This is a genomic window from Curtobacterium sp. BRB10 (assembly GCF_031844325.1).
In the GTDB taxonomy this organism is placed as follows: domain Bacteria; phylum Actinomycetota; class Actinomycetes; order Actinomycetales; family Microbacteriaceae; genus Curtobacterium; species Curtobacterium poinsettiae_A.
This window is the reverse complement of sequence record NZ_JAUZVA010000007.1, coordinates 18,863-38,635: the sequence shown is the minus strand read 5'-3', so window position 1 is coordinate 38,635 and position 19,773 is coordinate 18,863. Positions and strand designations below refer to the sequence as shown.

The following is a 19,773-nucleotide window of genomic DNA, read 5'->3' as shown; positions in this document are numbered from 1 at the left end:
ATGCACGTACGGCAACGCTGCCGTCCGCGGGTACGCCAACGGCGTCCGGTTCGTGACCAGACGAGATCGGTCGCAGAACGGACGCGGGACGGTGCATGGTGTCCTCCTGAGCGTCCGAACGGCGGTGGCCGGATTGCAGTGAGTGCGAATTGACTCGTAGTTGAGAATAGGGTCGCAGTTCCGATCGGGTCAATCCCCGGAGCGAACGGCCAGGTAAAAGCCGTGTTTCTGCCGTGTTTCGCCCTGCCGAGCGACGCGCATCCCCCTTGCGACCACCCGACGCGGGGGGCACACTGGGCTCGTAACTGCGAAAGCGTTCTCATCTCTTCAGCGGAGGAATCCATGACGATCACCGCCCCGCACACCGACACGCACAGCGCCACGAGCACACCCCTCGTGGACGCTCTCGAGCAGCTTCGTGACGCCGCCGCCGCGCTCGACATCGACGAGGGATCCGTCCAGCTGCTGTCCCAGGCCCGGCGCGAGATCTCCGTCGGCGTTCCCCTCCGACGCGACGACGGGACGGTCGAGGTCTTCCGCGGCTACCGCGTCCAGCACAACTTCACGAGGGGACCCGCCAAGGGCGGCGTCCGGTTCGCCCCCTCGGTCGACCTCGACGAGGTCCGCGCGCTGGCGATGTGGATGACCTGGAAGTGCGCCCTGGTCGACCTACCCTACGGCGGCGCCAAGGGCGGCGTCGCGATCGACCCGCGCCGCTACTCCGATGCCGAGATCGAACGCGTGACGCGGCGGTACACCAGCGAGATCCTGCCCGTCATCGGGCCGGACCGGGACATCCCCGCGCCCGACGTCGGCACGGACGAGCGCACGATGGCCTGGATGATGGACACGTTCTCCGTCAGCAGCGGCTTCACCGTCCAGAGCGTCGTCACCGGCAAGCCCGTGGCCCTCGGGGGATCCCTCGGCCGAGCGACCTCGACCAGCCGCGGCGTCGCGCTCGTCGCCCTGGCCGCCCTCGAACGGCGGGGCATCGCTCCGCGGAACGCGAGCGCCGCGGTGCAGGGCTTCGGCAAGGTCGGCCGGCACGCTGCCCGGTTCCTCGCCGAGGCCGGCGTGCGTGTGGTGGCCGTGAGTGACCAGTACGGGGCAGTCCTCGCTCCGGACGGGCTCGACGTCGAGGCACTCGCCGCGCACGTGGACGCGACCGGGAGCGTCGTCGGGTTCGCCGCAGCGGACGCGCTCGACGCCGACGAACTCCTCCGGCTCGAGGTGACCCTGCTCGTTCCCGCCGCTGTCGAGGGCGTCATCCACGAGGGGAACGTCGGCGGTGTCCGCGCTCGGATCATCGTCGAGGGTGCGAACGGACCGGTCACCACCGCCGCTGACGCCCACCTCGCCGCTCGCGACGTACTCGTCGTCCCGGACATCCTCGCGAACGCGGGCGGTGTCATCGTCTCCTACTTCGAGTGGGTGCAGGCGAAGCAGACATACCGCTGGTCCCTCGACACCGTGGAGTCCCGACTCCGCGAACGCATGCTCGGCGCGTGGGACGCCGTCTCCACCGAACAGACCACCGCGGGCGGCACGCTCCGCGAGGCCGCGATGCGCATCGCCGTCGCGCGGGTCCTCGACGCGCACCGGAACCGCGGCCTCTACCCCTGACCGAACACCTGGCGAACGATCGCCGAGAAACGAGAGAACATGACCAGCACCATCCGGACCAGCCCGGAGATCACGCGAGCACCCGCCGAGCTCGTCGAGCGGTTCCGGGAGTACCCCGTCGCCAACCTCGGTGACGCGATGGACCGCATCGGCATCGTCGACGCCGGCATCACCCCGATGTGGGACGGCGCCGCCGCCGTCGGCAGCGCACTCCCCCTGCAGACCGTCGCCGGGGACAACCTCGCCCTCATCGAGGTCCTCGACCTCATCCAGCCCGGGGACTTCATCGCCGTGAACGCCGGCAGCTACGTCGACCGCGCGGTCATGGGCGACAACCTCGCGCAGCGCTTCCAGGCGTTCGGCGCCGTCGGCGCGGTGGTCGACGGCGCGGCGCGCGACCGCGACATCATCCGCAGCTTCGCGTTCCCCGTGTGGAGCCGTGGGATCTCCCCCGCCGGCCCCTTCAAGCACGGACCCGGCGCGATCGGTGCGCCGATCGCCCTCGGCGGCGTCGTGGTGAACGCCGGCGACATCATCGCCGCTGATGCCGACGGTGTGATCGTCGTCCCGCTCGCACGCGCCGAGGAAGTGCTCGCCGGTGCCGCGGAGATCGCCCGCATCGAGGCCGAGAAAGACGAGGAGGCCGCGCGCTTCCGCGAGGCGGCCGAGGCGCGCCGGGTCTGACCCGGGAACGACGGACGGGAGGCGTGGTGCCAGCTGGCACCGCGCCTCCCGTCCGTCGTACCGGTCGTCCTGAACCGATCACACCGGCGCGGTCGTCACCACCGACACCGCCGCGCGGAGCGCGGCCACCACCTCCTGGTAGCGGCGCGCCTCCGCGCGCCAGGCGTGCGGCAGCACCTCGACCAGCGGGACACCGAGCGCGAAGCCGGGGTACCCGGTCACCGGGACCGCGACGCCGAACACACTCGGGTGGACCCGACCGGGGTCGATCGCGTACCCGCGCTGACGCGCTTCCGGCACGGCGGCCGTCGCGTGCTCGACGTCCGCCGCCGGGAGCGCGACGACGACCGCCGAGGCGGCGTCCGGGTCGAGCCCCGACAGGGCTGCGAGGCCCATCGCCGTCGAGCCGGCAGGACGGACGTGCCCGGGACGCGCCGTCGATGCGAACGGTTCGCGACCGAGGTGCTCGTCGACGTAGCGCACGCCGACCCCGTCGAGACACGCGAGCTGCACGATGTTCCGACTGAGCACGGGCGAGGTTGCTGCCACCCTGAGTAGCCGTCCGGAGTCGAGCGCCATCAGTAGAACTCCACGGTGTCGACGACGTTGCGGAGCGGCTCGCCGTCGAGGAGTCGGCGGGCGTTCTGGGCGAAGAGCCGCACGATGCGCTCCTCCTCCGTCACCGTGAGGGCGGCCGTGTGCGGGCTGATTAGCACCTGCGGCAGGTCCCAGAGGGGGCTGTCCGCCGCGAGCGGTTCAACGGCGACGACGTCGAGCGCCGCGAACCCGACCCGGCCCGAGCGGAGCGCTTCGAGCAGTGCGTCCTCGTCGACCACGGTCCCCCGCCCGACGTTGACGAAAGTCGCACCGGGCTGGAGCGCGTCGAAGAACCCGGCGTCGATCAGCCCTTCGGTGGCGGCCGTGCCGGGCAGCGTCGAGACGACGGCGTCCACGCGCGGGAGCACGGTCTCGAGCTCGTCGACCGTGACGACCTCGGCGACCCCGTCAACCGGACGACCGCTCCGGCTCGCGCCGATGACGTCCACACCCAGCGCGGCAGCGGCGCGGGCGACCTCGGCACCGATCCCACCCAAGCCCAGGACGAGCACGGTGGAACCGGCGATCGGGGCCATGACCCACCGGTCCGGCCAGCGGTGCGCAGCCTGGTCCTGCAGCAGCCGCGGCAAGCGCTTGGCTCCCGCGAACAGACCGAGCAGGGCGAACTCGGCCAAGGCCGTGCCGTGCACGCCCGCGGATGTCGTGAAGCGCACACGCTCGAGTTCCTCGGTCGTCAGGTCGGCCGCGCGCACCTGTCCACCGCCGCCCGCCGCCATCGTGTGCACCCACCGCAGCCCGTCGTTCTCGCGGACGACCGCCGCCAGGAGCGCCGGGTCGACGTCCGGGATGCCGTAGAGCGCGTCGGCGCCACGGAGCTGCGCGCGCCACCAATCGGCCGCTTCCGGGGTCCGACGGAAGGACGGTTCGCCGGAGAAGTCCGCGGGGAAGCGCATGGGCGGCAGCGCCGCCGCCTCATGCGCCACCGTGATGCGTGGCTCGAGCTGCTGGAGCAGGTCGACGTGTTCCGGGCGGATCGGCGCGGCGAGGGCCACGCGTAACTGAGAATGCATTCTCACATCATGCGGGAACCCCCATGCGTCGCGCAAGCACCTGACGGGCGGAGCGACATCGCCCCGCGTTGCACCGCAAGTCGCCGCATGCGCCGGTACGTCACCGACTCATCGGGTTCTCGCGGCTTGCTGAGCCAAGCCTCCTGACGGCTCTGCTGTGACTCGACGACGTGAAAGTCAGCGACGGACGGGTGCGAGCCGCTGCAGTTGCGTGACGTGTCCCGGCTCGAGCTCGTCGAGCGTGGCCACGCCGAGCAGACGCATGGTGCGCTCGATCTGCTCGGACAGGATCTGGATCATCCGGTCGACACCGGCCTCGCCGCCCGCCATGAGGCCGTAGAGGTAGGCGCGGCCGACCATCGTGAACCGGGCTCCGAGCGCGACCGCCGCGACGATGTCGGCGCCGGACATGATGCCGGTGTCGAGGTGCACCTCGGTGTCCACGCCCACCTCCTTGACGACCTCCGGGAGCAGGTGGAACGGGACAGGGGCGCGGTCGAGCTGCCGGCCGCCGTGGTTCGACAGGGTGATGCCGTCGACCCCCATCGACGCCAGGCGCTTTGCGTCCGCGAGGGACTGGACGCCCTTGACGACGACCTTGCCGGGCCACTGGTCGCGGATCCACTCGAGGTCCTCGTACGTCACCGTCGGGTCGAACATGTGGTCGAGGAGCTCACCGACCGTCCCCGACCACCGGTCGAGTGACGCGAACGCGAGGGGTTCGGTGGTGAGGAAGTCGAACCACCACCACGGCCGCGGGATCGCGTTGATCACCGTCTTCGGCGTCAGCTGCGGCGGGATCGAGAACCCGTTGCGCTTGTCCCGGAGGCGTGCGCCCGCCACCGGGACGTCGACCGTGACGAGCAGCGTGTCGAAGCCGGCCTTCGCGGCCCGGTCGACGAGCGCCATCGACTTGTCGCGGTCCTTCCACATGTAGAGCTGGAACCAGTTCCGGCCGTGCGGGTTGGCGTCGCGGACGTCCTCGATCGCCGTGGTGCCCATCGTCGAGAGCGAGAACGGGATGCCCGCCCGTCCTGCTGCCCGGGCGCCGGCGCGTTCACCCTCGGTCTGCATCATCCGCGTGAAGCCGGTGGGTGCGATGCCGAAGGGCAGCGCGGTGGACGCGCCGAGCACGTCACGCGACGTGTCGACCCTCGACACGTCGCGGAGGATGGCCGGGGTGAACTCGATGTCCTCGAACGCCTGCCGTGCGCGGGCGAGCGAGATCTCCGCCTCTGCTGCGCCCTCGGTGTAGTCGAACGCTGCCTTCGGGGTGCGTCGGGCCGCGATCCGGCGGAGGTCCCAGATCGTCAACGCCGACTCGAGGCGCTGTCGCCGCCCCGGTAGCGAGGGCTTCTTGAACTGCATGAGCGGTGCGAGGTCGCGGACGCTCGGCAGCTGGCGCTGGACCCGGACGCGGGCGCTCGAGGCGGGTCCGGTCGATGCTGCGGGGGCGCCGGTCGCGGGATCGACGCGGTGCTGGTCGTCGGTGGTGGTCATGCGTGGCTCCTGACGGTGGTGCGGAGGGATCGGGTGTCCGAGCCCGGAGCGGGTGTGTAGCGGACCGGTTCGGTGGTCCGGGCGACGACGTCGCGGAGTGCTTCCAACGATGCTCCGCCGAGTCCGGCGAGTCCGTGGGCACGGGCCTGGACGAGGACGTTGCCGAGCGCGGTCGCTTCGACCGGCCCGGCGAGGACGGGCAGTCCGGTGCGGTCAGCCGTGAGCTGGCACAGCAGGCGGTTCTGCGATCCTCCGCCGACCACGTGCACGACCCCGACGTCCTTACCGGTGACGGCGATGATGGTCCGCAGCGTCGACGCGTACGCCGCAGCCAGGGACTCGAGGATCGACCGGACCATCTCGGCGCGCGAGCCGGGCACTGCCAGCCCGTGCGCGGCACACCACGTGGCGATGCGCCACGGCATGTCGCCGGGCGATGCGAACACGTCGTCGGCCACGTCGAACACGGGGACCGCGGTGGTGACGTCGGCTGCGGAGGCGAGCAGCGCCTCCAGGTCGATCCGATCGCCGTCCCGTTCCCAGGTGCGGACGCTCTCGGAGAGCAGCCACAGTCCGGAGACGTTCTTGAGGAACCGGACCCGTCCGTCGACGCCGCCCTCGTTCGTGCAGTTCGCCTCGCGTGCGGCGTCCGTGACGACGGGCGCGTCGAGCTCGACGCCGACCAGCGACCACGTGCCGGAGGAGATGTACGCGAAGTCAGGCTCTTTCGCGGGCACCGCGACGACGGCCGAGGCGGTGTCGTGCGAGCCGACCAGCGTGATCGGCGTCGACGGCCCGGCACCGACGGCGTCGGCCACGGCGGGCAGGAGGCCACCGATCTCGTCGCCGGGCTGCCCCACGTCCGGGAAGATGCCCGAGGGCAGCCCGAGCGACCACCGTAGGTCGTCGGACCACCGCCCGGTGGTGATGTCGAGCAGCCCCGTCGTCGAGGCGTTGGTCCGTTCCGCCACCTGGGCGCCGGTCAGCCAGTACCCGAGCAGGTCCGGGATCAGCAGGGCCCGGTCACCGCTCTGCAGGAGACCGTCGCGGAGGTCGGCGTGCAGCTGGAACACCGTGTTGAACGGCAGGTGCTGCAGGCCGTTGCGCCGGAACAGCGCCTCCTTGCCGATCTTCCGCAGCATCGACCGCGACGCCGCCTCGTTCCGCTCGTCGCGGTAGTGGTACGGCTGGTGCGTGATGCGGCCGGCCCGGACGATGCCGTAGTCGACAGCCCACGAGTCGACCCCGATGCTGACGACGTCGTGGTGGCGGGCCAGTGCGTCCCGGAGACCCAGCCGCACCTGCCGGTACAGCTCGAGTGCGTCCCAGTGGAGGGCCTCGCGCTCGCCCTCCCACACCGGTACGGGACCGTTCGCGAACCGGGCGACGTGCTCCATCCGCACGCCGCCACCGTCCACGTGCCCGACGATGACCCGACCGCTGGTCGCTCCGAGGTCGACGGCGGCGACGCTGCCGCTGGTGTGCATCGCGCTACCTCAGGAATGCCGCGGCGACACCGGCGTCCACCGGCACGTGCAGACCTGTCGTGTGGGAGAAGTCGGCGGTGCAGATGGCGTACACGGCGTTGGCCACGTTCTCGGGCACGACCTCGCGCTTGAGGATGGTGCGCTGCGCGTAGAACTTGCCGAGGTCCTGCTCGTCGACGCCGTAGGTCTTCGCGCGGTTCGCGCCCCAACCGGAGGCGAAGATGCCCGAACCGCGAACGACCCCGTCGGGGTTGATGCCGTTGACGCGGACGCCGTGCTCGCCGAGCTCGGCCGCGAGCAGCCGGACCTGGTGCGCCTGGTCGGCCTTGGTAGCGGAGTAGGCGATGTTGTTCGGCCCGGCGAAGACGGAGTTCTTCGAGGAGATGTAGACGATGTCGCCACCGAGGCCCTGTTCGATGAGGACCTTCGCGGCCGCCTTCGACACGAGGAAGGAGCCCTTCGCCATGACGTCGTGCTGCAGGTCCCAGTCCTGCTCGGTGGTCTCGAGCAGGCTCTTGCTCAGCGAGAGTCCGGCGTTGTTGACGACGAGGTCGAGGCCGCCGAAGTGCAGCAGTGTCGCTTGGATCGCCTCGTCGATGGCGTCCGCGCTCGTGACGTTCGCGACGACACCGATGGCCTGGTCCGGGCCGCCGATCTCGGCAGCCGCGTCCTGCGCCTTGGCGAGGTCGAGGTCCGCGATGACGACGGCGGCACCTTCGGCGGCGAGGCGCTTCGCGATCGCCTTGCCGATGCCGCTCGCCGCACCGGTGACCAGCGCGATGCGGGTCGCCAGCTGCTTGGGCTTCGGCATGCGCTGGAGCTTCGCCTCTTCGAGCGCCCAGTACTCGATGCGGAACTTCTCGGCCTCATCGATCGGCGCGTAGGTGCTCAGCGCCTCGGCGCCGCGCATGACGTTGATCGCGTTGACGTAGAACTCACCGGCGACCCGGGCGGTCTGGGTGTCCTTGCCGTACGAGAACATGCCGACGCCGGGGACGAGCACGATGAGCGGGTCGGCACCCCGGATGGCCGGGCTGTCCGCCGTTGCGTGGCGGTCGTAGTACGCCTGGTAGTCGGCACGGTACTGCTCGTGCAGTTCGTGGAGACGTGCGACCTGCTCGTCGACGCTCGCCGTGACGGGGAGGTCGAGGATGAGCGGCTTCACCTTGGTGCGGAGGAAGTGGTCCGGGCAGCTCGTGCCGAGTGCCGCGAGCTCCTCGGCACGCGAGGACGCCAGGAAGTCGAGGACGACGTCGCTGTCCGTGAAGTGCCCGACGACGGGCTTGTCGTGGCCCGCGATCCCGCGGATCGTCGGCGCGAGCGCGGCTGCACGGGCACGGCGGTCGGTGTCGGGCAGCGCCTCGAAGCCGGGGCGGACGGCGCCGAACGGCTGGTCCTTCCCGTGCTCGCGGATGTACTGCTCGGCGGTGTCGATGATCCACCGCGAGTTCGCTTCGGTCTCCTCCGACGACGAACCCCAGGCGGTGATGCCGTGGCCGCCGAGGATCGTGCCGATCGCCTCGGGGTGCTGGTCCTTGATCGCGGCGATGTCGAGGCCGAGCTGGAAGCCCGGACGTCGCCACGGCACCCAGACGACCTTGTCGCCGAAGATCCGCTCGGTGAGCTCCGGGCCGTCGGCGGCGGTCGCGATGGCGATGCCGGCGTCGGGGTGCAGGTGGTCGACGTGTGCGGCGTCGACGAGGGCGTGCATGGCGGTGTCGATCGACGGCGCGGCACCGCCCTTGCCGAACAGGGTGTGGTCGAACGCGGCGACCATCTCGTCCTCGCGCTCGACACCCGGGTAGACGCCGCGCAGTGCACGGACGCGGTCGACCCGCAGGACCGCGAGGCCCGCCGGGGTCAGGGTGCCGAGGTCACCCCCGGACCCCTTCACCCAGAGCAGCTCGACGGGCTCGCCGGTGACCGGGTCGGTGTCGGTGCCCTTCGCGGACGTGTTGCCGCCGGCGTAATTCGTGATCCGCGGGTCGGAGCCGAGCGCGTTCGACCGCGCGATGAGCGCGCTGACGGTCTCGTCTGCTGTCGTGGGGTGCGGCGTCGCGCCGTGCGTTGCGGGGTCCACCCGTGCCTCCAGGCTGTTCGTCGTCATCGGTTCACGCACCCCATCCGGCCTGGACGCCGCCGACACGGTCCTCGGCGATCTGCTGCTGGTACCCGGAGTCGAGGTACGCGCGCATCGGGTTCGCGGGCAGTCCGCGGGACTCGCGCCACGCGGCGAGGTCGGCGCGGACGTCCGTCTGGAACGCGTCCATGAAGATCTCGTTCGCACCGAGGACGTCGTGCGCCTCCTGCGCTGCGGTCAGCGCGACGCGGTCGAGGAGTAGCGCCCGGGCGGTCATCTCCTGCACGTTGAGCACCGAGCGGATCTGGCCGGGGATCTTGTCCTCGACGTTGTGGCACTGGTCGAGCATGAAGGCGACGTCCGGGTTGTCGTACCCGCCACCGCGGATGACCTCGACCAGGATCCGGAACAGCTGGAACGGGTCCGCGGCGCCCACGATGAGGTCGTCGTCGGCGTAGAAGCGCGAGTTGAAGTCGAAGCTGCCGAGCTTGCCGAGGCGCAGCAGCTGCATCACGATGAACTCGATGTTCGTGCCGGGCGCGTGGTGACCGGTGTCGAGGCAGACCATCGCCTTCGGCCCGAGTGCCGCGGTCTGCACGTAGCTGGTCCCCCAGTCGGGGACGTCCGTGTGGTAGAACGACGGCTCGAAGAACTTGTACTCGAGCACCAGCCGCTGGTCGGCGCCGAGTCGGTCGTAGATCGTCGAGAGCGAGTCGTGCAGGCGGTCCTGGCGGGAGCGCATGTCCTCCTGCCCCGGGTAGTTCGAGCCCTCGGCGAGCCAGATCTTCAGGTCACGGCTGCCGGTGGCGTCCATCACGTCGATGCAGCGCAGGTGGTGGTCGATCGCCTTCTGCCGGATGCTCGCGTCCGTGTGGGTGAGGGCGCCGAACTTGTAGTCGTCGTCCTGGAACGTGTTCGAGTTGACGGTGCCGAGCGACACCCCGTGCTCTTCGGCGTGGCGCTTGAGGTCGGCGAAGTCGTCGACGAGGTCCCACGGGATGTGCAGCGCGACGGTCGGCGCAAGGCCGGTGTACCGGTGCACCTGTGCCGCGTCGGCGATCTTCTCGTACGGGTCGCGCGGGGTGCCCGGCGTGGAGAACACCTTGAAGCGGGTCCCCGAGTTGCCGAAGGCCCAGCTCGGGAGTTCGATCTGCTGTCGGGCGAGCTGGTCGGCGATGCCGGCGAAGGTCGGGGTCGATGTCATCGTGCACTTCCTCGTGGTGATTGAATCGTTTCAATGCTAGCGGCGTCGGGGCGGTGCTGCAAGCCGTCCGCCGCGGCGAGCTGGTCGTCGAGGTTGAAGACCTCGGGGAGGATCCGGGCGGCCTGGTCCGCGCGGCCGGTGGCGCCGTGGAACAGGTCCTGCATGTGGGCTTCCCAGGCCGCTGCGACCTCGGATGCTGCGAGGGACGCGTCGGCGTCGGCGACGGACGTGGTCTCGTAGTAGCCGATCAGCAGTCCGTCGTCGTCGAGGAAGAGCGAGTAGTTCCGACGCCCGGCAGCAGCGATGGCCTGCAGCATCGCCGGCCAGACCGCCGCGTGCCGCGCCCGGTAGGCATCGAGGTGCTTCACTGCCACCTGGAGACGGAAGCAGACGCGCGTCACGTCGGGCGCGTGTCTCGGCGGGGCGGACGGGAGGCGCGGATCACGCTGGTCCACGTCGCTCACCGTGGCGTCCGCTCGCCGCGTGCGGCGCGGAGCGACCGCTGGCGCTCGTCGTGCTCGCCCACCGTCCGGGTCGTGCCCGTCAGGCTGGTGACGGTGCCGTAGCGCTCGGCCTCGATGTCCTCGAGCGACCTGCCCTGCGTCCGGGGCGCCCAGATCGTGCCGACGAGGAACGAGAGCGCGAGCAGGCCGATGATGAGGCCGCCCAGCCCGCGCAGCCCGATGTCCGCCAGGAGCAGCGGGAACCAGATGCTGAGCAGGCCGACCATCACGCGGGCGGCGAGGAAGAGCACGCCCTGGGCGCTGGCGCGGTAGCGGGTCGCGAACAGCTCGCTCGTCCAGAGCCCGTAGAACGCCTGCGCGCCGATGCCCGACGACACACCCCATGCGATCGCGAAGAAGAGCAGCGTGCCGAGGTTCGCCGGCGCGTAGATGAGCACGGCCCACGCGACGATGGCGAGGACGGCGCCGACGGCGAACAGGACACGGCGGCTGACCCGGTCGGCGAACCGCATGAAGCCGAGGTACGTCGCGGCGACGGTGCATCCCCAGACGAGCACCTGCAGGCCGTACTGTTCCGGGACGCTCGTGACGCCGGTGGCGGAGTAGACGCGCGGCTGGAAGATGCCGGCCTGCCCGGCGACGGTGTTCCAGAGTGCGTAGACGCCGAACAGGAACAGCATCGCGGTGAGGTTGACGCGCTTGCTGAACAGCTGGGTGATGCCGTGGAAGAAGTTCGCGCTGCCCGCGGCGGCCCGCTCGTCCTTCCAGATCGTCGACTCGGGCAGGCCGCGTCGGAGCCACCACACGACGGCCGCGACGACGAACAGGTGCGCGAAGATGAGCCGGCTGCCGAGCAGCCCGAGGGGCGCCGCGGCGATGGCGAGCGCGAACCCGACCATCGGTCCGATGGACCAGGCGAGCTGCGCGGTCCCGACGTGGGCGGCGCGCTTGCCGGCCGGTACCTGCTCGGCGATGTAGGTCCAGCTGGCCGGGACACCGGCGCCGACCGCGATGCCGGTCAGGATGAACCCGGTCAGGAGCATGCCGTAGCTGCCGGCGAACACGGCGAGCAGGATGCCGAGCATGTAGAGGAGCAGGTCGTAGGTGTAGATGAACTTGCGCCCGTACCGGTCGCACAGCGGTCCGCCGATGATCGCGCCGGCCGCAGCCCCGAAGGCGTTGGCGGAGAGGCTCGCGAGGAGTCCGACCTGCAGGTCGCCGATCCCGAACTGCGCCTGCCAGAGGCTCAGGCTCGTGGCGATCGCGATGATCGACCCCGACTCGATGTAGTTCGACATGGCGACGGAGATCGTCGCTTTCCAGCCCGTGGTGTTCCGGGCTCCGATGCGGACCGCCATTGGTCCTCCGTTCGCAGGTTCGGCTCTGAATCGTTTCAACGGTGGTGCTGCGAGGAATGTACTCGGCGCTGCAAGCGGGTGCAAGCGGTGCTGTGCTGCACCGGTTCCGACGGCGGGGGTGCCAGGATGGCGACATGGCAGTGAGCGTGCGGGAGGTCGCAGCGCGCGCAGGCGTGTCGCTCGGGACGGTCTCGAACGTCCTGAACCGGCCGGACAAGGTGGCGCCGGCCACGGTCGAGCGGGTGCAGACCGCCATCGAGGAACTGGGCTTCGTGCGGAACGACTCGGCCCGACAACTCCGTGCCGGTCGGAGCTCGACCGTCGGCTTCATCGTCCTCGACGGTGGTAACCCGTTCTTCACCGACGTCGCACGCGGAGCAGAGGACGCCGCGCTCGCAGCCGGACTCGCCGTCCTCATCGGCAACTCCGACGAGTCGGCGGAGCGCGAACGCACCTACGTCGACCTGTTCGAGGAGCGACGCGTCGCCGGCCTGCTCATCTCCCCCGCAAGCGACGACCTCTCGCGCCTCGCGCGCCTCCGCGACCAGGGGACGGCGGTGGTCCTGGTCGATCGGCGCGCCGACGACGAGCACTTCGCGTCCGTCTCGGTCGATGACGTCGCAGGGGGGCGCATCGCCGTCGAGCACCTCGCCGCCGTCGGTCGCCGCCGCATCGCGTTCGTCGGAGGTCCGTCGACCATCCGTCAGGTCGCCGACCGCCTCGCGGGCGCGCGGGCCGCGGCGTCCGCAGCCGGGATCGGACTCGAGGTCCTCCCGACCCGGTCCCTGTCGGTCCTCGAGGGTCGTCGCGTCGGTGAAGCGCTGCGGGAGCGTCCCGCACACGAGCGCCCGGACGCCGTCTTCGCAGCGAACGACCTGCTCGCCGTGGGTCTCGAGCAGGCGTTCGTCATGCGGGGTTCGGTCGCGGTCCCCGAGGACGTCGCCATCGTGGGCTACGACGACATCGCCTTCGCCGAGGCCGCGGTCGTCCCGCTCACCTCCGTCCGACAGCCGGCGCAGGACATTGGTCGCCGCGCGATCGAGCTGCTCGTCGCACAGGTCGAACACGGTCAAGACATCGACCTCGAGCGGGTCGAGTTCGCGCCGGAGCTCGTGGTGCGCCAGTCGACGGTCGCCGAGCACTGACCCGCAGCGCGCAAGTGGTGCTAATCAGCGCGTCTGAGCGGTGGGACCCGCCGCCGAGGCGAGCGCTCCGGCCACGGAGGATGGTGCACATCCCGTGGCGAGAGGAACCTCCGAGCGTGCATCACGTCGCGGCACGTGACGGCGCATCGCTCGCAACGGTGTCGCACGTCCTCAACTACCCCGAACGCGTGGCCGCGCCGACGACGGCAAAGGCGCGCGATGCGATCGAAGGAGCCGCTCCCGCAGGGTGTCCTGTCCGTGTTCGTCCTCGCGTGCGATGCCGCGATGCCGGAGAAGTGGCACGACGTGGTCCACGAAGATGTCGAGTCCATCCGGAATCCGGTCGATCATGAGGTTGAACCCGTCGGCCGCTTCCTGTTCGAACCAGGCCGCGATGCCTTCCGCCGCCTGCTCAGGCGTCCCGATGATGATCCGCTGACCGTACCCGCCGAAGTAACGCAGCAGCTGCCGCAGCGAGGCGTCCGGCTGCTCAGCGACGAGCCGTAGCACCGACTCGCGGTAGCCGAGGGAACCCCGGAAGCCGGCCGCGGACACTTCCGCGGCGAGGACTTCGGCGGGCAGCGGAGCGTCGAGGTCGAGGTCACGCGCGTCGATCCCGAGGGAGTCGCTCATCCGGGCGAGTGCGTAGTCCGCTGCTCCGGGTGCCAGGGCCTCGAGTGCGTCGTACTTCTCGCGGGCCGCCGTCTCCGTGTCCGCGAGCACGAAGGACACCCCGGGGAGCACGAGCAGGTCGTCTGGATCGCGCCCGGCGGCGGCCGCCTCGGCCTTCGCCGCGCGGTAGTGCTCGCGTGCGGCGTCGAGCACGAGTTCGGCTGTGAACAGCATGTCGGCGTTCCGGGCGCCGAGCGCTCGGCCCTGGGGTGAGCCGCCAGCCTGCACGACGAGGGGGTGCCCCTGCGGCGAAGGAGGCATGTCGAGGTGTGCGTTGAAGTGGAAGTACTCTCCTGCGAAATCGACGTCCCGCCCGGTCCCGGCGCTCTGCCAGAGCGCTCGCACCGCTCGCACGAACTCATCGGCCCGGGCGTACCGGACGTCACGGTCGGGGAACGTGGTGACGCCGAAGTTGCCACCGATCCGGGCGTTCTCCGCGGTGGTGACGACGTTCCAGGCGAATCGGCCGCCCGACGCGAGGTCAAGGCTCAGGGCACGCGCTGCCCATTCCACCGGGTCGTTGAACGTGGACGTGACCGTCGCGACGAATCCGATCCGCTCGGTCCGGGCCGCGAGGAACGCGTCGAGCACGGTGGGCTCAAGGAATCCGCTCGGACGGTTCGAGGGGTCCACGAGTCCAGGGGTGTCGGCGAGGAAGACGGCGTCGAGCCCGCCGCGCTCGGCGGTGCGGGCGACCTCGCTCCAGTACCCGGGGTCGATGATCGCGTGAGGCGGGATCCGGTCATGGCGCCACGCCGCCGGGCGCTGTCCGACGCCGAGGGTGTTGAGGTTGAGGACGAGACGTCGCTTCACCGGGTGCTCCCTGTGGCGAAGGCCGGCGTCGCGGCGTCGACGGTCACGATCGGTGCCGAGCGACCGAGGCGCTCCCGGAGCGTCGGCAGGGCGTCGTGCGGCCCATCGACGACGGGCCCGAGCGCGTCTGCGAGGGCGGAGACGTCGTCGGGGACGGCCAGTTCGATGACGGAGCCGGGACGCGCCTCCGGACCGGAGGCGGCACGGCCCTCCCAGGTGAGGACGAGCGGGCCGTCGGCGGTGCCGGCGACGTGCTCGATCACCACGTCGAGACCGGGGAGCGGCTCCTCGCCCGCGTCGAGCAGCTGCGCGCGGACGGGCAGCCCCTGCACCGAGCCGGGCCCCGTGAGTGGCCCGAGGACCTCGTAGGCGCCACGGTGGTTGACGTGCCGGACGCCGTCCAGGTCGACGTAGTGGCCGGTGGCCTGGTCGGCGGGGAACGCCTCCAGTGGCCAGGCGCTCCAGAGCTCGTCGAGGAGCCGGGCGGTGTCGCGGACGAGCGCCGCGTCGTCGACGTCGGGGTCCCAACCGTGCTGCCCGCCGGAGCGTCGGTCCACGCCCGCGAACAGGACCCCGACGCGGCCGCGGGAGAGGTGGTCGACCGACAGGACGCGACGCGCGGTGTTGTAGGGATGGTCGGCGCCGGGACGGACTGCCACGAGCACACCCCCGATCGTCGGGACGGTGGCGACGAGGTGCGCAGCCGTCACCGACGGGTCGAGGCCGACCGCGGTCGTCGACGTCGGGCGGCTCGCGCCGACCACGACGAGGGCCACCGAGGGGTGCCCTGCGACCGCTCGCAGTGGATCCGCTGACGGACCGCCCGTGAGCAGGTCGAGCGCGAGCCGCTCACCGATCGCGATGCCGAACGGCAATGGCGTCGTCATGTGTGACCTCCCCGGGTCTGTATCGGCACGATCGTGGCCATTGCGGCGTGGACGGGCAACAGGTGTCGCAACTTGGGGTCGCAAACGTCAACGTTTCGTCATCTTCGTGGGACGAAGGACTGGAGGCCTCCAGGATCGAGCTGCGGCGGCCGGACGGGCCGTTCACGACCACACGAGGCCGACGGGAGGATGCCATGAGCGACGTGTTCCGGCTCGAGGGTGTCTCGAAGACGTACGGGAACGGCGAGCGTGCGACGGTCGCGCTCGATAACCTGACCCTCTCCATCCCGAGGGGGTCGTTCGCCGGCATTGTCGGGCAGAGCGGTGCCGGGAAGAGCACGCTCCTGCGCCTGTTCAACCTCCTGGAACAGCCAGACCGCGGGCGCATTCTCTTCGACGGGCAGGAGATCCAGGACCTACGGGGTGCCGCTCGGCGGGACTACCTGAGTCGCGTCCCGACGGTGTTCCAGCACTTCAACCTGTTCCACAGCAAGACGGTGCTGGAGAACGTGGCGTTCCCCCTCGCTGTCCGCGGCGTCCCCCGCGACCGGCGGACCGCCCGCGCCCGCGAACTGCTCGACCTCGTCGGGCTCGCCGGGAAGGAGCGGTCCTACCCGTCGCAGCTTTCCGGCGGGCAGAAGCAGCGCGTCGGCATCGCCCGGGCCCTCGTCGCGGACGCCGAGGTGCTGCTCTGCGACGAGGCCACGAGTGCACTCGACTCCGCAACGACAGCGGTGATCCTCGACCTCCTGCTCGACCTGCGCGAACGACTCGACCTGACCATCGTGCTCATCACGCACTCGTGGTCGGTCGTGCGGTACTCCTGCGACACCGCCACGCTCGTCGAGGGCGGCCGGGTCGTGGAGAGCGGCGGCGTACGGGCGCTGCTACAGGACCCCGACTCCTACCTGGGCCGGCAGCTGCTGCCCGCGCCAGACCACGGCGGCGGGCCGGCCGACGGATGGGCGCGCTACGACGTGCTCCTGCCCGACGTCGTCGAGCAGGGCGACTTCTTTTCCGTCGTCGCGGACCGCCTCGGGGTGGGCTCGAGGGTCGTCTCCGGTGGCGTCGAGCAGCTCGGCGGTGTCGCCGCGGGGCGTTTCCTCGTGGACTTCGACCTCCGCGAGGGACAGCCGGAACTGCGCGAGGAACTGTCGAGCACCCTCCGTCGCCGGGGCATCGTGGTCGGGGCGGTAGCCTGATGCCCGGACGTGACTGGCACCGGTATCTCCCCGACTTCTGGGAGGCGCTCGGGCAGACCCTCTACATGGCGGGACTCTCCGCCGTGCTCGTCCTGCTCCTGGGCGTCACCGTCGGCACGGTGCTCTACCTCACCGCGCCGGGCTCGTGGCGGCCGAGCCCGATCGTCTACCACGCGCTCAACACGATCGTGAACGTCGGCCGGTCGATCCCGTTCCTCATCCTGATCGTGCTGCTCATCCCGTTCACCCGACTCGTGGTCGGGACGACGCTCGGGCCGGTCGCTGCACTCGTGCCGCTGACGCTCGGCTTCTCCCCCTTCTTCTCGCGCCTCATCGAGGCCAACCTGCGGGAAGTCGACCAAGGACGCGTCGAGGCAGCCCGTGCGATCGGCGTCTCCACGCCGCAGTACGTCTTCCGGATCCTGCTGCCGGAGTCCCTCTCGGGGATCATCGGCTCGGCCACGATCATCGTCGTCGGTCTCGTCGAGGGCACGGCGGTCGCCGGCGCGGTCGGCGCCGGCGGTGTCGGGGACTTCGCGCTGACCTACGGGTACGCCCGGTTCCTACCGGAGCTCATGCTCATCGCCGTCGTCGCGATGGTCGTGATCGTGCAGGCGGTCCAGATCTCGGGTGACACGTGGATCCGCCTCCGCCGTCACAAGCGGTGACCGAACACAACCCGGACCCGGACCCGGACCCGGACCCACAGCCCACCATCATCCGAGCCAGACGACGCCCGGCGTCCTCAACCACCTGAACCAGGAGCTCACACCATGACCACCGCACCCCAGACCGCACGTTGGCGCCGCGTCGTCGCACTCGGCGCGCTGACCGCCCTCACCGTGACCCTCGCCGCCTGCTCGAGCCAGCCGTCCGAGCGAGCCGCTGCCGATGGCGATGGCAATGGCGACACGGTGTCGAGCACGCCGCTCAAGGTCTACGCGACGCCGGTCCCGCAAGGCGAAATCCTCGACTTCGTCCAGGAGCTCGCAGACGAGACCGGCTCCGGGCTCAAGCTCGACATCACCGCGTCTCAGCAGGGACTCGACTCCAACGAACTCCTCGCTAATGGCGACATCGACGCCACGCTGACTCAGCACGTGCCGTACTTCACGTCGTGGGAGGCAGAGCACGAGGACGTCACGAACCTCGTCAACCCGGTCACGGTGCTCCTCAACGTCTTCGGGTTGTACTCGGACAAGTACGAGAAGGCGTCCGACATCCCGGACGGGTCGAAGATCCTCGTCCCGAACGAGCAGACGAACCTGCCGCGTGCGTTGTTCATCCTGCAGGACCAGGGCCTGATCACGCTCGACCACCCGGAGTCCGACGGATCAGCGGAGGCGGTGTCGCTCGACGAGTCCGACATCACCGACAACCCGAAGAACCTGCAGTTCGTCCCGACGGACACAGTGCTCCGAGCGCAGTCACTGCCTGACGTCGCCGCTTCGTTCATCAACGGGGACATCGCGCTCAGCAACGGCATCGACCCGGAGAAGGCGCTCGCCCTGGAGAAGGCCGACGACAACCCGTACGCCAACGTCCTGACCACGAGGACCGACATCGAGGAAGACCCGCGCGTGCAGCTCCTCGCCGACTACCTGACCGGCAAGGACGTCGCGGAGTACATCGACAGCGAGTACGGCGGCTTCGTCCTGCCGTCCCAGAAGCGGCTGGAGGACTGACGTGACCACGTCCGACAGCGCTGCCGTCCTCGATCACGACGCGCTCGCCGAGCGGTTCCGCCCGCTGTTCGACCGCATCGCCGAAGGTGCCCTCGAGCGGGAGAAGACGAGGACGGTCTCCCGCGAGCAGTTCGACCTGCTCCGGCACGCCGGCTTCGGCCGGATCCGGATCCCCGTCGAGCACGGTGGACTCGGTGGACGTCTGTCGGACGTGTTCCTGCTCACCGCCGAGCTCGCGGCGATCGACCCGAACCTCGCGCACGTATGGCGCAGCCAGTACGCGTTCGTCGAGGACCGCATCAGCGCCCCGGAGGACCCCTTCAGCGCGACGATCCTCCGCCGGCTGGCGAGCGGTGAGGTCGTCGGCGGTGGGTGGAGCGAGCGGTCCGGCGCATCGGTCGGCACCACGCATACGGTGCTCGAACCCGCCCAGGACGGCGGCTGGTTCGTCACGGGCGACAAGTACTACTCCACGGGGAGCATCTATGCCGACTGGATCACCGTCCTCGCGGGACGACCAGACGGCGAGCTCGTCGTGGCGCTCGTCGGAGTACACCAGGACGGCGTCGAGGTGCGGGACGACTGGGACGGTTTCGGTCAGCAGGTCACCGGCAGCGGCTCGGTGCTGTACCGCCGTGCCCACCTGCCAGCGGAACACGCGATCCCCTACGGGGAACGGTTCCGGTACCAGGCGCACTACTACCAGACCTTCCTCAACGCGGTCGTGGTCGGCATCGGCCGCGCCGTGCTCCGCGACGGGGTGGCGGCACTCCGTGCTCGTGGGCGAGCCCACCCGGGCAACGTGTCGTCGATCGCGCGGGAGGACCCTCAGCTCCTGCAGGTCGTCGGCGAGGTCGCCGCGCTCGTGCGGTCGGCGGACGCGACCTTTGCGGAGTCGGTGCGCCAGGTGGACCGTGCGGCCGAGGACGACGCGGGCGCCGGCGTGCTCGACGCGGCGTGGGACGCCGTCGTGGTGGCGCAGCTGGTCGTGACGACCAACGTGCTCGCCGCGACCACGCAGGTCCTCGACGCGCTCGGGTCGTCTGGGACGAGCACTTCGCTCGCGCTCGACCGCCACTGGCGGAATGCCCGGACGATTGCCTCGCACAATCCGCGCGTCGCTCGGGCGCGGGACCTCGGTGATGGAATCGTCAACGGTCGCTCGGCCCCGGTGCCGAGCGCCGACGAACGATCCGTGGCATGACCGTCTCCGCCGACCGCGTCGCCGCAGCTGCGGACGCGTCACCACCCGAGCACTCGTCCGCGAGGTGGTTCGCGTGACCCGCGGCACGACCCCGAGGGGGGACCGCGGGAGCACCATCACACTCAGCCGACAGGATC

Annotated in this window: 17 protein-coding genes; 7 read left to right on the top strand and 10 right to left on the bottom strand. The window is 70.5% G+C overall.

Going from position 1 to position 19,773, the window contains the following annotated elements; all coding sequences use genetic code 11:
- Positions 1-342: 342 nt before the first annotated feature.
- Positions 343-1,623 (top strand): Glu/Leu/Phe/Val dehydrogenase, encoded by a 1,281-nt coding sequence (locus Q9R26_RS15520; RefSeq protein WP_311227782.1) that lies wholly within the window; start codon positions 343-345, stop codon positions 1,621-1,623.
- Between the two features lie 39 nt (positions 1,624-1,662).
- The gene (locus tag Q9R26_RS15515) at positions 1,663-2,307 is read left to right on the top strand and encodes an RraA family protein (protein WP_311227781.1); all 645 of its coding nucleotides are present in this window, start codon (positions 1,663-1,665) and stop codon (positions 2,305-2,307) included.
- A gap of 78 nt (positions 2,308-2,385) precedes the next feature.
- Here Q9R26_RS15515 and Q9R26_RS15510 read toward each other — a convergent pair whose 3' ends face one another.
- From Q9R26_RS15510 to Q9R26_RS15475, 8 genes are all read right to left on the bottom strand, one after another.
- Entirely contained in the window at positions 2,386-2,838 is a 453-nt protein-coding gene (locus tag Q9R26_RS15510) for a hypothetical protein (protein ID WP_311227780.1), read from the bottom strand.
- Positions 2,839-2,885: 47 nt separating this feature from the next.
- Positions 2,886-3,935, bottom strand: a complete 1,050-nt coding sequence (locus Q9R26_RS15505; protein WP_311227779.1) for a D-2-hydroxyacid dehydrogenase — start codon at positions 3,933-3,935, stop codon at positions 2,886-2,888.
- Positions 3,936-4,112: 177 nt separating this feature from the next.
- Complete coding sequence (locus Q9R26_RS15500) at positions 4,113-5,303, bottom strand: alpha-hydroxy acid oxidase (RefSeq protein ID WP_311227870.1); 1,191 nt, start codon at positions 5,301-5,303, stop codon at positions 4,113-4,115.
- A 128-nt stretch (positions 5,304-5,431) separates the two neighbouring features.
- Positions 5,432-6,922, bottom strand: a complete 1,491-nt coding sequence (locus tag Q9R26_RS15495) for a rhamnulokinase family protein (protein WP_311227778.1) — start codon at positions 6,920-6,922, stop codon at positions 5,432-5,434.
- A gap of 4 nt (positions 6,923-6,926) precedes the next feature.
- Positions 6,927-9,029, bottom strand: a complete 2,103-nt coding sequence (locus Q9R26_RS15490) for a bifunctional aldolase/short-chain dehydrogenase (protein WP_311227777.1) — start codon at positions 9,027-9,029, stop codon at positions 6,927-6,929.
- A 4-nt stretch (positions 9,030-9,033) separates the two neighbouring features.
- Complete coding sequence (rhaI, locus tag Q9R26_RS15485) at positions 9,034-10,206, bottom strand: L-rhamnose isomerase (protein ID WP_311227776.1); 1,173 nt, start codon at positions 10,204-10,206, stop codon at positions 9,034-9,036.
- Positions 10,203-10,607 (bottom strand): L-rhamnose mutarotase, encoded by a 405-nt coding sequence (locus Q9R26_RS15480; protein WP_311227775.1) that lies wholly within the window; start codon positions 10,605-10,607, stop codon positions 10,203-10,205. Before Q9R26_RS15480 ends, rhaI begins: the two co-directional genes overlap by 4 nt.
- A 59-nt stretch (positions 10,608-10,666) precedes the next feature.
- Positions 10,667-12,028 carry an MFS transporter gene (locus tag Q9R26_RS15475; RefSeq protein WP_311227774.1) on the bottom strand — a complete coding sequence of 454 codons (1,362 nt, stop codon included), beginning with the start codon at positions 12,026-12,028 and terminating at the stop codon, positions 10,667-10,669.
- A gap of 134 nt (positions 12,029-12,162) precedes the next feature.
- Between Q9R26_RS15475 and Q9R26_RS15470 the strand changes: the two genes are divergently transcribed.
- Positions 12,163-13,173 (top strand): LacI family DNA-binding transcriptional regulator, encoded by a 1,011-nt coding sequence (locus tag Q9R26_RS15470; protein ID WP_311227773.1) that lies wholly within the window; start codon positions 12,163-12,165, stop codon positions 13,171-13,173.
- Positions 13,174-13,344: 171 nt separating this feature from the next.
- Here the strand turns inward: Q9R26_RS15470 and Q9R26_RS15465 are convergent, their stop codons facing one another.
- Together Q9R26_RS15465 and Q9R26_RS15460 are read right to left on the bottom strand one after the other, a co-directional pair.
- Complete coding sequence (locus Q9R26_RS15465) at positions 13,345-14,658, bottom strand: LLM class flavin-dependent oxidoreductase (protein ID WP_311227772.1); 1,314 nt, start codon at positions 14,656-14,658, stop codon at positions 13,345-13,347.
- Positions 14,655-15,545: an LLM class flavin-dependent oxidoreductase gene (locus tag Q9R26_RS15460; RefSeq protein ID WP_311227771.1), complete on the bottom strand. Its 891-nt coding sequence runs from the start codon at positions 15,543-15,545 to the stop codon at positions 14,655-14,657. The genes Q9R26_RS15465 and Q9R26_RS15460 overlap by 4 nt, the downstream gene beginning before the upstream one ends.
- Positions 15,546-15,739: 194 nt before the next feature.
- Here Q9R26_RS15460 and Q9R26_RS15455 point away from each other — a divergent pair, with 194 nt between their 5' ends.
- The 4 genes from Q9R26_RS15455 (at position 15,740) to Q9R26_RS15440 (ending at position 19,636) form a co-directional block, all read left to right on the top strand.
- Complete coding sequence (locus Q9R26_RS15455) at positions 15,740-16,747, top strand: methionine ABC transporter ATP-binding protein (RefSeq protein WP_311227770.1); 1,008 nt, start codon at positions 15,740-15,742, stop codon at positions 16,745-16,747.
- Entirely contained in the window at positions 16,747-17,415 is a 669-nt protein-coding gene (locus Q9R26_RS15450) for a methionine ABC transporter permease (protein WP_311227769.1), read from the top strand. The genes Q9R26_RS15455 and Q9R26_RS15450 overlap by 1 nt, the downstream gene beginning before the upstream one ends.
- A 105-nt stretch (positions 17,416-17,520) precedes the next feature.
- Positions 17,521-18,432, top strand: a complete 912-nt coding sequence (locus Q9R26_RS15445; protein ID WP_311227768.1) for a MetQ/NlpA family ABC transporter substrate-binding protein — start codon at positions 17,521-17,523, stop codon at positions 18,430-18,432.
- Position 18,433: 1 nt separating this feature from the next.
- Positions 18,434-19,636, top strand: a complete 1,203-nt coding sequence (locus tag Q9R26_RS15440) for an acyl-CoA dehydrogenase family protein (protein WP_311227767.1) — start codon at positions 18,434-18,436, stop codon at positions 19,634-19,636.
- Positions 19,637-19,773: the final 137 nt, after the last annotated feature.

Bases quoted from the DNA above. Each gene is read 5' to 3' on its own strand.
- Q9R26_RS15520 (WP_311227782.1), top strand. From the start codon at position 343: ATGACGATCACCGCCCCGCACACCGACACGCACAGCGCCACGAGCACA.
- Q9R26_RS15515 (WP_311227781.1), top strand. From the start codon at position 1,663: ATGACCAGCACCATCCGGACCAGCCCGGAGATCACGCGAGCACCCGCC.
- Q9R26_RS15505 (WP_311227779.1), bottom strand. From the start codon at position 3,935: ATGCATTCTCAGTTACGCGTGGCCCTCGCCGCGCCGATCCGCCCGGAA.
- Q9R26_RS15500 (WP_311227870.1), bottom strand. From the start codon at position 5,303: ATGCAGTTCAAGAAGCCCTCGCTACCGGGGCGGCGACAGCGCCTCGAG.
- Q9R26_RS15495 (WP_311227778.1), bottom strand. From the start codon at position 6,922: ATGCACACCAGCGGCAGCGTCGCCGCCGTCGACCTCGGAGCGACCAGC.
- Q9R26_RS15490 (WP_311227777.1), bottom strand. From the start codon at position 9,029: ATGACGACGAACAGCCTGGAGGCACGGGTGGACCCCGCAACGCACGGC.
- rhaI (WP_311227776.1), bottom strand. From the start codon at position 10,206: ATGACATCGACCCCGACCTTCGCCGGCATCGCCGACCAGCTCGCCCGA.
- Q9R26_RS15475 (WP_311227774.1), bottom strand. From the start codon at position 12,028: ATGGCGGTCCGCATCGGAGCCCGGAACACCACGGGCTGGAAAGCGACG.
- Q9R26_RS15470 (WP_311227773.1), top strand. From the start codon at position 12,163: ATGGCAGTGAGCGTGCGGGAGGTCGCAGCGCGCGCAGGCGTGTCGCTC.
- Q9R26_RS15460 (WP_311227771.1), bottom strand. From the start codon at position 15,545: ATGACGACGCCATTGCCGTTCGGCATCGCGATCGGTGAGCGGCTCGCG.
- Q9R26_RS15455 (WP_311227770.1), top strand. From the start codon at position 15,740: ATGAGCGACGTGTTCCGGCTCGAGGGTGTCTCGAAGACGTACGGGAAC.
- Q9R26_RS15450 (WP_311227769.1), top strand. From the start codon at position 16,747: ATGCCCGGACGTGACTGGCACCGGTATCTCCCCGACTTCTGGGAGGCG.
- Q9R26_RS15445 (WP_311227768.1), top strand. From the start codon at position 17,521: ATGACCACCGCACCCCAGACCGCACGTTGGCGCCGCGTCGTCGCACTC.